The sequence below is a fragment of the Lentilactobacillus rapi DSM 19907 = JCM 15042 genome (assembly GCF_001436255.1).
Taxonomy (GTDB): Bacteria; Bacillota; Bacilli; order Lactobacillales; family Lactobacillaceae; genus Lentilactobacillus; species Lentilactobacillus rapi.
The window spans coordinates 1-14,630 of the sequence record NZ_AZEI01000036.1 but is presented as its reverse complement, the minus strand read 5'-3'; the positions used below and the strand labels follow the sequence as shown (position 1 = coordinate 14,630).

Here is a 14,630-nt window from a genome sequence, read left to right as displayed (position 1 = left end):
ATGGTCGTTTTAGCGTTTTTAGCACTATTACTTAAGAGATTTTAGACAGCTTCTAAAAGCTTCCGGCCAAGATTTAAAGAGCGATGCCTGGACCAGTCTTGGCACTTTTCTTTCCATTGGTGGTGCGTATTTAGGGGCGCATTGGCTTGATGGGGTTGCCACAATTGTCGTTGGTTTCTTGATTTTGCATGCGTCAATCTTAATTTTTAAGACCACCATTATGCGGCTCACGGAAGGATTTGACCCGGCGTCAATCGAAAAGTACAGCAAAACCATTAGAGAAGTTCCCGGTGTAATCGCCGTTCAAGGAATTGAACCTCGGTGGCTTGGGGATCAAGTTGTCATGAAGATCGGCGTTTACTTGGATGACGACACAAACTTAAAGACGGCGTTTATGATCGGCGAAAAAGTCGAACATGCCCTGATGGAGCAATATGATATTTTGGACGCCGATGTGATGGCCTATCCAGTGAGTTTGCGAGATAATCCAGCTAACGTGGATTAGAAATGAGCAAGGTTTCATCAATAGTTTAATTTAAATATAAACGAGCAAGCACCTATCCAGAGCTTTCAACTGCTGGATGAGCGCTTGCTCGTTTCTTGGTTTACGTTTCTATCGGACGAACGCCGGTCGATGTGGATCAAATTGCCAGCCAGGAATCAAATACTGCATAGCTGCCGCGTCATCCCTGGCCCCAAGATGATGATCCTCATACAACTGATTCGCTTTTCGGACAGCCTCAAGGTTGATTTCCACTCCCAACCCCTCATTAGTCGCTGGAACCGTTAATTGACCATCTTTAATTTGATATGGGTTCTTTGTTAGATACTGCCCGTCTTGCCAAATCCAGTGGGTGTCAATTGCGTAGATATCACCAGGAGCCGCAGCAGCGGCATTGGCAGCCATCGCCAATGAGATATCAAAGTGATTATTGGAATGAATCCCCCAATGGAGCCCAAATTCGTCACATAGTTGGGCCACTCGGACTGATCCGGCCATCGTCCAAAAATGGGGATCAGCCAACGGAATCGAAATACTGTTCAACGTAATGGCATGACGCATTTGTCGCCAATCCGTATCAACCATGTTCGTTGCAGTCGGCAAAAAAGTGGCCTTTTGAAATTCAGCTAAAATTTCTCGACCAGAAAAACCGGCTTCGGCCCCACAAGGATCCTCGATGTAGGTCAAAATTCCCTTCAACTCTTTGGCGTAGGTCAACGCCTCTTTCAAAGACCAGCCGCCATTGGGATCAAGATCTAATTTAGCCTCGGGAAAGGCTTCATGCAGAGCTTTGATTGTTTCAACTTCTTTTGCGCCCTCAAACACGCCCCCCTTTAGCTTAAAGGTCTTAAACCCATACCGATCATAGGCAGCCTGGGCTTGGCGAACAATTGCCTGGGGCGTCATCGCTGGTTCACGCCGAATCTTGCCCCAGTCATCACTTTGATCGTCATGCAGATATGGTAAATCTGTCTTGGTTCGATCACCGACGTAAAATAAATAACCGAGCACAGCCACTTTTTCGCGAACCTGGCCGTCCCCCAGCAATGCAGCAACGGGAACGTGCAGATATTTTCCAAGCAAGTCCAAGAAAGCCGTCTCTACCGCCGTAACCGCGTGAATCATGATCCGTTGATCAAACGTCTGATTGCCGCGGCCACCAGCGTCCAGCTCACTAAATTTCTTTCGCATCATTTGCAGCACTTGCTTATACTCACCGAGGCTTTTACCGATCACTAATGATTTCGATTCGATTAATACCTGGGTAATCTTTTCACCACCGGGAACTTCGCCAACGCCCAGCACGCCTCTATCAGTCGTTAAAATCACAATGTTTCTGGTAAAAAACGGTCCGTGAGCACCACTCAAGTTCAGTAACATACTGTCATAACCAGCAACTGGATACACGTCCATCTTCCGAATAATTGGAACCGTCATTAATTTCACTCCTTTGATCAATACAATCACTCACATTAATAAGTTCAGTTTACCCGTTCGACCAGAAAATGTAACCGGTTAATTGAACGCCAATTAAAAAATCCCGCCAAGGCCATGATCGCCAAGACGGGATTTGTGTTTAATTGAATCGGTTCATTTAAATGAGTCAGTCTACTTCTTCTTACTCTTCTTTGCTCTTCTAATCGCCTTTCGAACGGCTCGCTGACGATTACGTTCTTCACGTTGTTTTTGTTCACGCTCACGACGAATCTTCCATGGGTTTTGAATAACCAGCGTTTGCCCAACTTGGAAGGCGTTGGTGATCACCCAGTAGAGTGATAAGGCGGATGGCAAGCTAACGGCCATAATTAAAATGAAGAACGGCATTCCGACCGTCATCATCGTGGTCATTGAATTTGATTCCGGTTGACCCTTCATCGCTAACCAGGATGAAATGAACGTAAAGACCGCCGCCAGGATTGGCAAAATGAAGTATGGATCTGGATGACCAAGTTGCAGCCACAAGAACGTCCCACTTCTCAAAATATGCGTTCGCCAGATTGCTTGATACAAAGCAAACAGGATTGGCATCTGCACGATCAGTGGCAAACAACCAGCAATTGGGTTGATCCCGGCTTCGGCATAAAGTTTCTTCTGTTCAGCCTGAAGCTTTTGCATCGTTTCAGCATCACGGGAAGAATATTTCTTCTGCAAAGCTTTCAGTTGTGGCTGAACTTCCTGAGTCTTTCGCATACTTCTGGTTTGGTAAACCATCAGTGGCAAGATGACAATTCGGACCAGAATGGTAAAGATAATAATTCCCATTCCATAATTATCACTAAAGAACTTGGACAACCAGATAATTGCCCGTGAGAAGTTTAGAACAACCCAACCATCCCAAATACCAGTACTGTGATTGGTGATTGGTGCATTGCTACAGGCGGAAAGGACAACTGTCAAACTCACGAGTGACAGTAATACCAGTAATTTCTTTATTCTCTTTTTCAACGTTTTTCCCCACTATCATAGTTGGAATCGATCAGCTTTGCTAACTTAAGTACGTGAATCAAGCCGGCTTTAACGTCTTTCATTGACATTTGATCCGTTGATGGGCGGGCTATCACGATGAAGTCAACATCTTGTCGCAAATCGGGCTTCAATTCAAGCAATGACTGCCGAATCCGCCTCTTCACCCAGTTCCTATGTACGGCATTACCAATCTTTTTACCTACAGAAATTCCGACGCGAAAATGTGGCTGATTAGGCTTGTCTAATGTATAGACAACAAATTGACGATTTGCAACCGAGTTATGAGTCTCAAATACCTTTTGAAACTCCGACTCTTTTTTTACTCGATATGATTTTCGCATGATCCATCTCCACAAATTTGATAAAAAAATATGAAAAAGACCACTGAATGGTCAGTGGTCTATACAGACAATGATTTTCTACCCTTTTGACGGCGACGTGCTAACACTTTACGACCATTGCTGCTGCTCATGCGTTTACGGAAACCATGAACGCGAGCGCGATGACGCTTCTTTGGTTGATATGTTCTTTTCATTTTGAAATCCTCCTTTACTTCGAAGTCGCGTTTAAGCATTTAATGACAGATGTTCAAATGCATTTCCCAAATATATTAACATAGATTGCCAATTAATGGAATAGGCTTTTGACTGTTCAGAAAAAAATAAAAAAATTTAAAATTTGTTTCATGAACAATTAGTGTGGATAACTCCGGAAAGTTGGCTGACTTTTTTGGCCACTATGAACAGGGTTATCCACAGAGGAACAGATTGTTTGTAAAGTTATCCACAGGGTGTGGATTTCTTTTTGTTTTTTGTTAGAAAAGCCGATGATATTAGTTTTAGTTATCCACAGTTACCTGTGATTAACCCATATTTTCACCGTCGTTTTCCACTTATCCACAAGTGGGTTATACCTTTTTACACTCCCTGTGAAACATTTATGCACAGGCCCTTTTTGCCTGTGGAAAACTTTTATCGGGAATGCTAGAATTAATTTGCTTTTCAAAAACGACTCAAAAATCAGAGGGGGAAATTTAAAGTGCTCGATAAGGATTCTTTATGGCAAAAATTAAGCGATCAATTTCGTAGCAATACGACTGATCTGACTTACGACACCTGGATCAAGCCGGTTACACCCGTTAGCTTTGACGGTGCCACACTTACTTTAGCTCTACCTTCTGAATTACACTTGGACTACTGGAAACAACAACTGGCTCCCAACTTGATTGAATATGCCTACATCATCACCAAGGGAAACATTGAACCTAAATTTGTTCTCGAATCCGATATCCAAAAGGAAGAACCAAAACCTGAAGCACCATCAACCAGCTCAGATGGCCTACCTAAGGGCGATATGGGCTTCAGTAAAGAAACTCATCTTAACCCAAACTATACTTTTGATAATTTTATTATCGGCAAAGGAAATCAAATGGCCCACGCTGCGGCACTCATTGTCTCAGAGGAACCTGGGAAACTTTACAACCCATTGTTTTTCTACGGTGGTGTCGGCCTTGGCAAAACCCATTTGATGCAAGCGATTGGGAATAAACGCCTGGAAGATCATCCAGAAACTAACGTTAAATATGTGACCAGTGAAGCCTTTACAAACGACTTCATCAACGCCATCCAAACAAACCGCACCGAAGAATTCCGTCGCGAATATCGAGATGTCGACATTTTAATGGTTGATGATATCCAATTCTTCGCTCAAAAGGAAGGAACGCAAGAAGAATTCTTCCATACTTTTAATGCGCTCTACAATAACAATAAACAAATCGTTTTGACATCCGATCGGGTTCCCCAAGAAATTCCAAAGCTGCAGGAACGCTTGGTATCGCGCTTTGCCTGGGGGCTGCCAGTTGACATTACGCCACCTGATTTAGAAACACGAATTGCGATCTTGAAAAATAAAGCCAAATTGGACAACCTCTCGATTCCAAACGATACTTTAGCCTACATTGCCGGCCAAATTGATTCCAACGTCCGGGAACTAGAAGGCGCTCTATCAAGGGTTCAAGCCTACTCAAAGCTCAAGAACGAGCCGGTTACAACCGATCTGGTTTATGAAGCATTACGCGGCCTCAAGTTAACCAAAGCGAACCGGGAGCTCTCAATTGTCGACATCCAAAACAAGGTTGCCAATTATTTTCATGTGTCCATTAATGACTTAAAAGGAAAAAAGCGCATGAAATCAATCGTGATGCCGCGCCAGATTGCGATGTACCTGTCACGAGAAATGACCAGCAATTCTTTGCCTAAAATTGGGAAAGAATTTGGCGGCAAAGATCACACCACGGTCATTCACGCTTGCGATAAAATTGCCGAAATCGTTAAAATTGATGCAGATTTACGAAAAGAAATTGCGGATATAAAAAGTGCCCTCAACTAAAATGGTATAATTGCCTGTGGATAATTAATAGTAAAAAGTAAAAGTTGTGCACAGTTTTATCCACAGCTTTCTTAGCGATAACTAAAGACTTCAGAAAAGTTATCCACATTTCCACAGTGCCTACTGTTACTTCTTTTTCTTTTATTAATTAAATATATATTCTTCACCACTTTCCGGGAGGTTGATTCAAAGTATGAAATTCACAATTGGTCGAACAGCATTTACAAAAGCATTAAATACGGTAGCCAGAGCAATCTCTACCAAAACAACAATTCCCATCTTAACGGGACTCAAATTAGTTGCCAGTCAATCTGCCATTGTTTTAACAGGTAGTGACGCTGACATCTCTATTGAAACAACCATTAAAGCAGATAATCCAGATAACATGCTAGCGGTAGAATCAGCTGGTGCCATTGTGTTACCTGCTAGATTCTTTACTGAAATTGTTAAAAAATTACCACAAGATACGATTACAATCGAAGTCGGCGACAATTTCCAAACCATGATTACTTCTGGTCAGTCTTCATTTACCATTAATGGTTTGGATGCCAATAACTATCCTCACTTACCAGAAATTCAAACCAACACATCGATTCCCCTGGCCTCAGATCTATTTAAACAAATTATCAGCCAGACAGTTGTTGCGGTTTCCAATCAGGAAAGTCGCCCAATTTTGACCGGGGTTCATTTTGTAATTTCTGAAAACCACGTTATGGCAGTTGCAACCGACAGCCATCGATTAAGCCAACGGAAAGTGACCCTTGAAAATGCCATTGAAGGTTCCTATGATTTTGTCATCCCTGGAAAAAGTTTGACTGAATTATCCAGGATGATCGACGACGATCAAGAGGAAGTTTCATTGTCTGTCAATGAAAACCAGGCTTTATTTGTCATCGGCGACACCCTGTTTTATTCGCGGCTACTAGAAGGCAACTATCCTGATACCACCAGATTAATTCCCGATTCTCACGACACCAGAATTTCATTTGAGGCGCCGGAACTATTAGCAGCCATCGAACGGGCATCACTTTTGTCACACGAATCAAGAAATAATGTGGTCAAGATTACCGTGGATCCCGATCAAAAATCGGTCACAATTTATGGCAACTCCCCGGATGTTGGTAACGTTGAAGAAGATTTGGAGCCAAAGAGTGTTGATGGCAATCAACTGGAAATTTCATTCAACCCAGATTATATGAAGGATGCCCTCCGTTCATTCAGCCAATCAACCATTAATGTTGATTTCACCTCGGCCCTGCGACCATTTACGTTAACGCCAACTGAGGATAGTGATAGTTTTATTCAATTAATTACGCCAATCAGAACCTTCTAGAAGTCAGACCACCAATAAAATAAAATTATGATTTTAACTAAGACCTACTTCATCACGACGGTAGGTCTTTTTAGTTTCTACAGACGGACTTTGTGAAAACTGGGAAACGTCATTTAGTTATCAGTCTGTTTTCCGAGCAAAAAAGGACCCCGGATTTATTTAATTGCTCATATACGTAGTTTCTAGCAACTTTCACTATTTTTTGATAAAAATATCCAAAAACTCAAAAAGTTCTGAGAATGCCCAAGAATCGTTGTTAGCATGTACTTTTGATGAAATTAGAGGTATAATACTATATGTAAAAGGTGGGTGAAATTGTGAAAAAAGAGATACTCATTGATGGACCATATATCACGCTCGGCCAGTTACTTAAAGAAGAAGCAGTTATTAGTAGCGGTGGTCAAGCGAAATGGTTCCTAAAAGAAAATTCGGTTAATGTCAATGATGAGCCTGATGATCGTCGTGGCAGAAAATTATACGATGGTGATCACGTTGAGGTTCCTGACGTTGGCTTATTTTTTATTCATTCAAAGCAGGGTTCTGAATGAAATTAACGAAAATTGAGCTCCATCATTTTCGTAATTATGTCAATCAAAGTCTTAATTTTTCGGATGGGATTAACGTGTTTCTTGGCGAAAATGCTCAAGGGAAAACGAACCTGCTTGAAGCAATTTACGTTTTAGCGTTAACCAGAAGCCATCGAACGAATAACGAAAAAGAACTCATTAATTGGGACAGTCAAACTGCTCAGATTAAGGGGATTCTTCAGAAAAGACTGGGATCGGTACCGATTGAACTTGATTTGGGACCTAAAGGTAAGCGGGCAAAGGTGAATCATTTAGAGCAGGCGAAGCTTTCCAGCTATGTTGGTCAACTCAATGTGATTTTATTTGCCCCAGAGGATCTTTCAATCGTGAAGGGTGCTCCCCAAGTTCGACGAAAATTCATGGACATGGAATTTGGCCAGATGAGTAATCGCTATTTATACAATTCCGCTCAATATAAGAAGATATTAAAGCAACGAAATCGTTACTTAAGAGATCTCCATCACAAGGTTCAATCTGATCGGGTTTACTTGGATGTCTTATCCGATCAGCTTTCGGCCTATGGTGCTGAGATCATTTTTCAAAGACTGCAGCTGGTTAAGAAGCTGGAAAAGTTTGCAAAGGTTGTCCATTCAGAGATTTCACAAGGTAAAGAAGACCTGGCTTTTGCCTACAAAACAGCCGTTGACAGTGATCAGCTGTCTTCAGTCGAAACGATTTATCGCAACTTATTGAAGCAATTCGCACAAATTAAAGAAAAAGAAATCATGCGTTCAACCACCTTGATCGGTCCTCACCGGGATGACCTGAATTTTGTCATTAATGATAAAGAGGTCCAATCGTTTGGTTCTCAGGGCCAACGGCGGACAACCGCGCTTTCAGTTAAGTTGGCTGAAATTGATTTAATGAAAGAACAAACCGATGAATATCCGATTTTACTATTAGATGACGTTTTATCCGAGCTGGATGATTTTCGCCAAACTCACTTACTGACTGCCATTCAAGACAAAGTACAAACGTTTTTGACAACGACCAGCCTCAGCGGTGTTCAGCAGGAATTATTAACCAACCCTAAAATATTTCGAATTGATGACGGTAATGTTTGCTTGGAAAAGTAGTGAAGGAGACACAATATGGCTGATGAAAAAGAAACTAAAAAAGAATTAGCTCACGAATATGACGCGAGCCAGATTCAAGTTTTGGAAGGGCTTGAAGCGGTTAGAAAACGTCCCGGAATGTACATCGGAACAACGAGCTCACAAGGCCTTCACCATTTAGTATGGGAAATTGTCGATAACGGAATTGATGAAGCCTTGGCAGGATTTGCCAGCAAAATTACCGTTACCGTCGAAAAGGATAACAGCATTACCGTGACCGATGACGGCCGGGGAATTCCAGTTGATATCCAAAAGAAGACCGGCAAGCCCGCTTTGGAAACGGTCTTCACGATCTTACATGCCGGTGGAAAATTTGGCGGCGGCGGTTATAAAGTTTCTGGTGGTCTGCATGGAGTGGGTGCATCAGTTGTGAACGCACTGTCCTCTGAGCTTGATGTTGAAGTAACTCGCGACGGTAAAGTTTATTACATGGACTTCACCCGTGGTCACGTTAAGACCAAGATGAAGGTCATCAAAGAAGTTTCTGATGACTTGCATGGAACCCGAGTTCATTTCTTGCCGGATCCAGATATTTTCCGTGAAACGACGACTTATGACATCAAGGTGTTAACTGCTCGATTACGTGAATTAGCATTCTTGAATAAAGGCTTGCGAATTGTGATTCGTGATCAACGACCTGAAAAGCCAACCGAAAAAGACTTTATGTATGAGGGTGGCATCAAGCATTACGTTGAATATTTGGACAAAAGTAAAGAAACGTTGCTTGACGAACCAATCTACGTTGAAGGCGTCCTAAACGGGATCACCGTTGAAGTAGCCATTCAATATACCAATGATTACCACAATACATTGATGACATTTACCAATAACATTCATACCTACGAAGGCGGAACTCATGAAGAGGGCTTCAAGCGTGCTTTGACCCGAGTGATCAATGACTACGCCCGCAAGAATAAGCTCCTCAAAGATAACGAAGCCAACCTTTCAGGTGAAGATGTACGTGAGGGAACGACTGCGGTTGTCAGCATCAAGCATCCAGACCCTCAATTTGAGGGCCAAACCAAGACCAAGCTGGGAAATTCGGATGCTAGAACCGTTACTGACCGGATCTTTAGTGACCACTTCTCTAAATTCCTGATGGAAAATCCAAAAATGGCGCGCAAGATTGTTGACCGCGGTTTGTTAGCATCAAAAGCCCGATCCGCAGCTAAACGGGCCCGTGAAGTCACTCGAAAGAAGAGTGGCTTGGAAATCAGTAACTTACCCGGTAAGTTAGCCGATAACACCAGTAAGGACCCCCGAATTTCTGAATTGTTTATTGTCGAGGGGGATTCTGCCGGTGGTTCAGCTAAGCAGGGGCGGTCCCGATTAACCCAAGCTATTTTGCCAATTCGAGGGAAAATTCTGAACGTTGAAAAAGCCAGCATGGACCGAATTTTGGCGAATGAAGAAATTCGGTCACTGTTTACGGCAATGGGAACTGGCTTTGGGGAAGACTTTGATTTATCAAAAGTTAACTACCATAAGTTAATTATCATGACTGATGCCGATGTCGATGGTGCGCATATTCAAACGTTACTGTTGACACTCATCTATCGATACATGAGGCCGCTGATCGATGCAGGCTACGTTTACGTCGCTCAGCCACCACTGTATCAAGTTCGTCAAGGAAAAATGTCAAGATATATTGATTCTGACGAAGACTTAAACCAATTCTTGGGAACATTGCAACCATCACCAAAGCCTGTTATTCAACGATACAAAGGTTTAGGTGAAATGGATGCGGAACAACTCTGGGACACAACAATGAACCCAGAGAACCGGCACTTGTTGCGTGTGGAATCTTCGGATGCGGCAGAAGCAGACAGAGTATTCTCAATGTTAATGGGTGACAAAGTGGAACCAAGACGTGAGTTTATTGAAGATAATGCAACATTTGTGGAGAATTTGGATGTGTAGAATAGTGAGCGGAGTAAAGCGATTAGAAGTCGGAGTGTAAGTCTCCGCTGAGGGAAATTCCCGGTTCTGGAATTTTTCTCGGTGGTGCTTACATGCAGACTTCTGCTTTACGGAGCGGTCCTAATCTATATAGCCAGAGGAATTTGGGATAGTGCTTGTTAACGTACCTTACCGTCGTATAGCAGCAAACAAACACTCATTCACATAAATAGTTGTTCCTCAGAAATAAAAATTAATGTTTCACATGAAACATCGGCTTCTTCCCTTGATATGAATGGAGGTAAATAGTTTGGCCAACGAAAATGACAACAATGGAGACTTTCCAGGTCGAATAACCAATGTTGACCTATCCAAGAAAATGCGGACATCTTTTCTTGATTACGCAATGAGTGTAATTGTTGCGCGTGCTTTACCTGATGTTCGAGACGGCCTCAAACCTGTTCATCGCCGTATTTTATACGATATGCATGAATTAGGGGTTACGCCTGATAAACCTTACAAGAAATCTGCCAGAATCGTTGGGGATGTCTTAGGTAAGTACCATCCCCACGGTGATACCGCAGTTTATGAATCAATGGTCCGAATGGCTCAACCATTCAGTTATCGCTACATGTTAGTTGATGGTCACGGTAACTTTGGTTCTGTCGATGGCGATGGTGCGGCTGCCATGCGTTATACCGAAGCCCGCTTGAGCAAAATTGCAATGGAAATGCTTCGTGATATTAACAAAGATACCATTGATTTCCAACCTAACTATGACGGTACCGAACGGGAACCCAGTGTTTTACCATCTCGTTTTCCCAACTTATTAGTTAACGGCGCTTCAGGAATTGCTGTTGGGATGGCAACTAACATTCCACCGCATAACTTGTCGGAAGTCATCAGTGCAATCCACGTGCTAATGAACAATCCAGAAGCAACGACCGCTGATTTAATGGAAGTTTTGCCTGGGCCTGACTTCCCAACTGGTGGAGTGGTTATGGGTAAATCCGGAATTCGGAAAGCTTATGAAACTGGTAAAGGGTCAATTATTGTTCGGGCTAAAGTTGAAATTGAAGGTAAGCCAGATGGCAAACAGCGGATCATTGCGACTGAATTACCTTACATGGTCAACAAAGCTAAATTAATTGAGCGAATTGCTGAGCTTGCCCGGGATAAACGAATTGAAGGTATCACTGATATTAACGATGAATCCGACCGTGAAGGAATGCGGGTTGTGATCGATATTCGGCGGGATGCCAGTGCCGAAGTTATTTTGAATAATTTATATAAATTAACGTTAATGCAGACATCGTTTAGCTTTAACATGTTAGCAATCGTTAAGGGAACGCCAAAGATCCTCAGCTTGAAAGAAATTCTAAATTATTATTTGGAACATCAAGTTGAAGTGATCAAACGCCGGACACAGTATGAATTAAAGAAGGCTCAAGCCCGAGCTCACATCCTCGAAGGATTGCGAATTGCTTTGGATCACATTGATGAAATCATCAAGATTATCCGAGGTTCGCAAACTGGGGATGTTGCTAAGAACCAATTGATCGAAGGATTTGGATTGGATGACAAACAAGCCCAAGCCATTCTGGATATGCGATTGGTTAGATTAACCGGTTTGGAACGCGACAAGATTGAAAAAGAATATGCCCAGTTAATGAAAGACATCGAAGACTACAAGGCAATTCTTGCGAGTCGTGACCGGGTTAACCAAATCATTTACGAAGAATTGCTTGAAATTCAACATAAATTCGGTGATCCCCGTCGAACTGAACTCTTGGTTGGTGAAGTCCTTAGCCTTGAAGACGAAGATTTGATCGAAGAAGAAGACGTGATTATTTCCTTAACCCACAATGGCTACATCAAACGCCTTCCAACCACTGAATTCAAAGCTCAAAACCGTGGTGGCCGGGGTGTTCAAGGAATGGGCGTTCATAACGACGACTTTGTGGAACATTTGGTTTCAACGTCTACTCATGATGTGCTCTTATTCTTTACCGATGCGGGAAAAGTTTATCGGATGAAGGGTTATGAAATTCCTGAATACGGTCGTTCGGCTAAAGGAATTCCAATCATTAACCTGCTAAACATTAATAACGACGAAAAGATCGAAGCCGTCATTAATATTTCTGATAAGAATAAGGATATCGAAAAAGACTTGTTCTTCGTCACATTACACGGAACGGTTAAACGGACTCCGGTAGAAGAATTTGCCAACATTCGGAGTAACGGGTTAAAGGCCATCCATCTGAAAGACGATGACCAAGTGATTAATGTGTTGATTGTTGAACAAGATCAAAACATTATTATTGGAACGCATAAGGGTTACGCTGTGAGTTTCAAAGCCGCCGATGTTCGATCAATGGGTCGTTCAGCAACCGGTGTTCGCGGAATCAGACTTCGGGAAAATGATTATGTCGTTGGTGCTGATACATTGAAGCCAAACAGCGAAGTCTTTATCATTTCCGAAAATGGTTATGGTAAACGAACGGCTGCTGCGGAATATCCAATTAAAGGCCGTGGTGGTAAAGGAATTAAGACCGCCAATATTACCGAGAAAAACGGACCATTGGCTGGCCTAACAACAGTTACCGGGGCCGAAGATATCATGCTAATCACCGATAAAGGGGTCATGATTCGTTTCGATGTTGATGACGTTTCTCAGACTGGCCGGGCAACGCTTGGTGTTCATTTAATCAGAATGGACGATGATGCCAAGGTTGCAACGATGGCAAAAGTTGAGAAGCAAGAAGATGAGGACGATAATTCAGATGGCCATTCACAAACACCAGATGATGGATCTGATCAGCAGTCAGATACAGATGAACCTCAAGATAATGAATAAATTTTTTTGAAAGAATGGGGCAGACAGTCGATCTGATCCCAGAATTTAAGTGAAAAAGGCAATGCATTCTGGTTTTAGAGAGAATGCATTGCCTTTTCTTTGTTTAACGGGTGTTTTGGAATTAGCCAGCATTTCAGTCAGTGCAATAGGGATTGCTAACTGCGGTCATTACTTTATTTCGAGGGTACGGAGTGGTGAGAATTATTCATGATGGCGACTTATATTCCGATTCCTAACCGCTTGTTTTCGCACTCTGATTTGAAATGTGCTTCAACAAGCAGGAATCTGCATGTAAGCACCTAACGGAAAAATTCCAAGCACAGGAATTTCCCCGTCAGGCGACTTACACTCCGATTCCTAACCGCTTGTTTTCGCACTCTGATTAAAATGTGCTTCAACAAGCAGGAATCTGCATGTAAGCACCTTTGAAAAAAATTCCCAAACCCGGAATTTCCTTCAAAGGCGACTTATATTCCGATTCCTAATCGCTTGTTTTCGCACTCTAAAATAAAAATGCAATCCTTTGACTTACTAAATGTAAGTGTTACACTGTCCATGATGAGATTAGTAGACTAATTTTATGGAGGCCTTAGATATGGTTGTTGTTAATGGATACAAGCAAAATGAAAACGAAAAAAAGTTAGACATTTTAAATTTACCTTCGCTTGAAGACCAAGCAAAGCAAATCATTCCTACCGGTGGATTTGGTTACATAGTCGGCGGGTCCGAAGATGAATGGACGTTGCGGGCAAACCGAAAAGCATTTACCCACAAACAAATTGTCCCCAAGGCATTAAGCAACATTGAAAACCCAGAGTTGGCAACCAGTGCATTTGGCCTTTCATTGAAGACGCCACTTATGATGCCACCAATCGCTGCTCAGGGATTGGCTCACGCACAAGGTGAAAAAGATACGGCTAAAGGGCTTGCTGCCGTTGGTGGGTTAATGGCCCAAAGTACCTATTCGTCAACTTCGATTGCTGAGACTGCCGCTGCTGGCGGTGGGGCTCCTCAATTTTTCCAACTTTATATGAGTAAAGATTGGACATTTAATGAGTCTCTGCTTGATGAAGCTAAAAAAGCTGGCGTTAAAGGCATTATCCTAACTGTTGACGCAACGGTTGATGGTTATCGTGAAGCTGATATTATTAACAACTTCCAGTTCCCAATTCCAATGGCCAACTTGACCAAGTTCAGCGAAGGCGATGGTAAGGGCAAGGGAATTGCTGAAATTTATGCTGCCGCTGCTCAAAAGATTGGACCAAAAGATGTTGAGCGGATCGCTAACTATACTGATTTACCAGTTATTGTAAAGGGAATTGAATCCCCTGAAGATGCCGAGTATGCAATTGGAGCTGGAGCTGCTGGTGTCTATGTCTCTAATCATGGTGGCCGTCAATTAAACGGTGGGCCTGCTTCATTCGATGTCTTAGAAACTGTTTGAGATCTCTAAAAGCGGCGTAGGAAAACTGAGACAAACGCT

11 protein-coding genes and 1 pseudogene are annotated in these 14,630 nt (G+C 42.5%); 8 read left to right on the top strand and 4 right to left on the bottom strand.

Annotation, left to right across the window (positions count from 1 at the left end; all coding sequences use genetic code 11):
* The first annotated feature begins 220 nt into the window (after nt 1-220).
* Entirely contained in the window at nt 221-505 is a 285-nt protein-coding gene (locus tag FD12_RS14180; protein WP_235809036.1) for a cation transporter dimerization domain-containing protein, read from the top strand.
* 108 nt (nt 506-613) lie between these two features.
* On the opposite strand, the gene FD12_RS05260 is transcribed toward FD12_RS14180, so the two are convergent.
* From FD12_RS05260 to rpmH, 4 genes are all read right to left on the bottom strand, one after another.
* On the bottom strand, nt 614-1,939 hold the full coding sequence (locus tag FD12_RS05260) for an enolase C-terminal domain-like protein (RefSeq protein WP_056982050.1): 1,326 nt from the start codon (nt 1,937-1,939) through the stop codon (nt 614-616).
* Between the two features lie 171 nt (nt 1,940-2,110).
* Nucleotides 2,111-2,947 carry a membrane protein insertase YidC gene (gene yidC, locus FD12_RS05255; protein ID WP_054748995.1) on the bottom strand — a complete coding sequence of 279 codons (837 nt, stop codon included), beginning with the start codon at nt 2,945-2,947 and terminating at the stop codon, nt 2,111-2,113.
* Nucleotides 2,944-3,309: a ribonuclease P protein component gene (gene rnpA, locus FD12_RS05250; protein ID WP_056982049.1), complete on the bottom strand. Its 366-nt coding sequence runs from the start codon at nt 3,307-3,309 to the stop codon at nt 2,944-2,946. Before rnpA ends, yidC begins: the two co-directional genes overlap by 4 nt.
* 59 nt (nt 3,310-3,368) lie before the next feature.
* Nucleotides 3,369-3,503, bottom strand: coding sequence for a 50S ribosomal protein L34 (gene rpmH / locus FD12_RS13515; protein ID WP_008857207.1), 135 nt, complete (start codon nt 3,501-3,503; stop codon nt 3,369-3,371).
* Nucleotides 3,504-4,006: 503 nt separating this feature from the next.
* Here rpmH and dnaA point away from each other — a divergent pair.
* From dnaA to FD12_RS05215, 7 genes and pseudogenes are all read left to right on the top strand, one after another.
* On the top strand, nt 4,007-5,356 hold the full coding sequence (gene dnaA / locus FD12_RS05245; protein ID WP_056982048.1) for a chromosomal replication initiator protein DnaA: 1,350 nt from the start codon (nt 4,007-4,009) through the stop codon (nt 5,354-5,356).
* A 193-nt stretch (nt 5,357-5,549) separates the two neighbouring features.
* On the top strand, nt 5,550-6,689 hold the full coding sequence (dnaN, locus tag FD12_RS05240) for a DNA polymerase III subunit beta (RefSeq protein ID WP_056982047.1): 1,140 nt from the start codon (nt 5,550-5,552) through the stop codon (nt 6,687-6,689).
* A gap of 305 nt (nt 6,690-6,994) precedes the next feature.
* On the top strand, nt 6,995-7,237 hold the full coding sequence (gene yaaA, locus FD12_RS05235) for a S4 domain-containing protein YaaA (RefSeq protein ID WP_082622171.1): 243 nt from the start codon (nt 6,995-6,997) through the stop codon (nt 7,235-7,237).
* Nucleotides 7,234-8,352: a DNA replication/repair protein RecF gene (recF, locus tag FD12_RS05230; RefSeq protein ID WP_054748994.1), complete on the top strand. Its 1,119-nt coding sequence runs from the start codon at nt 7,234-7,236 to the stop codon at nt 8,350-8,352. Before yaaA ends, recF begins: the two co-directional genes overlap by 4 nt.
* Before the next feature lie 15 nt (nt 8,353-8,367).
* Entirely contained in the window at nt 8,368-10,311 is a 1,944-nt protein-coding gene (gyrB, locus tag FD12_RS05225; RefSeq protein WP_056982044.1) for a DNA topoisomerase (ATP-hydrolyzing) subunit B, read from the top strand.
* A 274-nt stretch (nt 10,312-10,585) separates the two neighbouring features.
* Nucleotides 10,586-13,147, top strand: coding sequence for a DNA gyrase subunit A (gene gyrA, locus FD12_RS05220; RefSeq protein ID WP_056982043.1), 2,562 nt, complete (start codon nt 10,586-10,588; stop codon nt 13,145-13,147).
* 595 nt (nt 13,148-13,742) lie between these two features.
* A pseudogene (locus FD12_RS05215) lies at nt 13,743-14,588 on the top strand (alpha-hydroxy-acid oxidizing protein); the annotation flags it as partial.
* Between the last annotated feature and the right edge of the window lie 42 nt (nt 14,589-14,630).

Coding starts and splice junctions, on each gene's coding strand:
- FD12_RS14180 (WP_235809036.1), top strand. CDS start 221: ATGCGGCTCACGGAAGGATTTGACCCGGCGTCAATCGAAAAGTACAGC.
- FD12_RS05260 (WP_056982050.1), bottom strand. CDS start 1,939: ATGACGGTTCCAATTATTCGGAAGATGGACGTGTATCCAGTTGCTGGT.
- rnpA (WP_056982049.1), bottom strand. CDS start 3,309: ATGCGAAAATCATATCGAGTAAAAAAAGAGTCGGAGTTTCAAAAGGTA.
- rpmH (WP_008857207.1), bottom strand. CDS start 3,503: ATGAAAAGAACATATCAACCAAAGAAGCGTCATCGCGCTCGCGTTCAT.
- dnaN (WP_056982047.1), top strand. CDS start 5,550: ATGAAATTCACAATTGGTCGAACAGCATTTACAAAAGCATTAAATACG.
- recF (WP_054748994.1), top strand. CDS start 7,234: ATGAAATTAACGAAAATTGAGCTCCATCATTTTCGTAATTATGTCAAT.
- gyrB (WP_056982044.1), top strand. CDS start 8,368: ATGGCTGATGAAAAAGAAACTAAAAAAGAATTAGCTCACGAATATGAC.
- gyrA (WP_056982043.1), top strand. CDS start 10,586: ATGGAGGTAAATAGTTTGGCCAACGAAAATGACAACAATGGAGACTTT.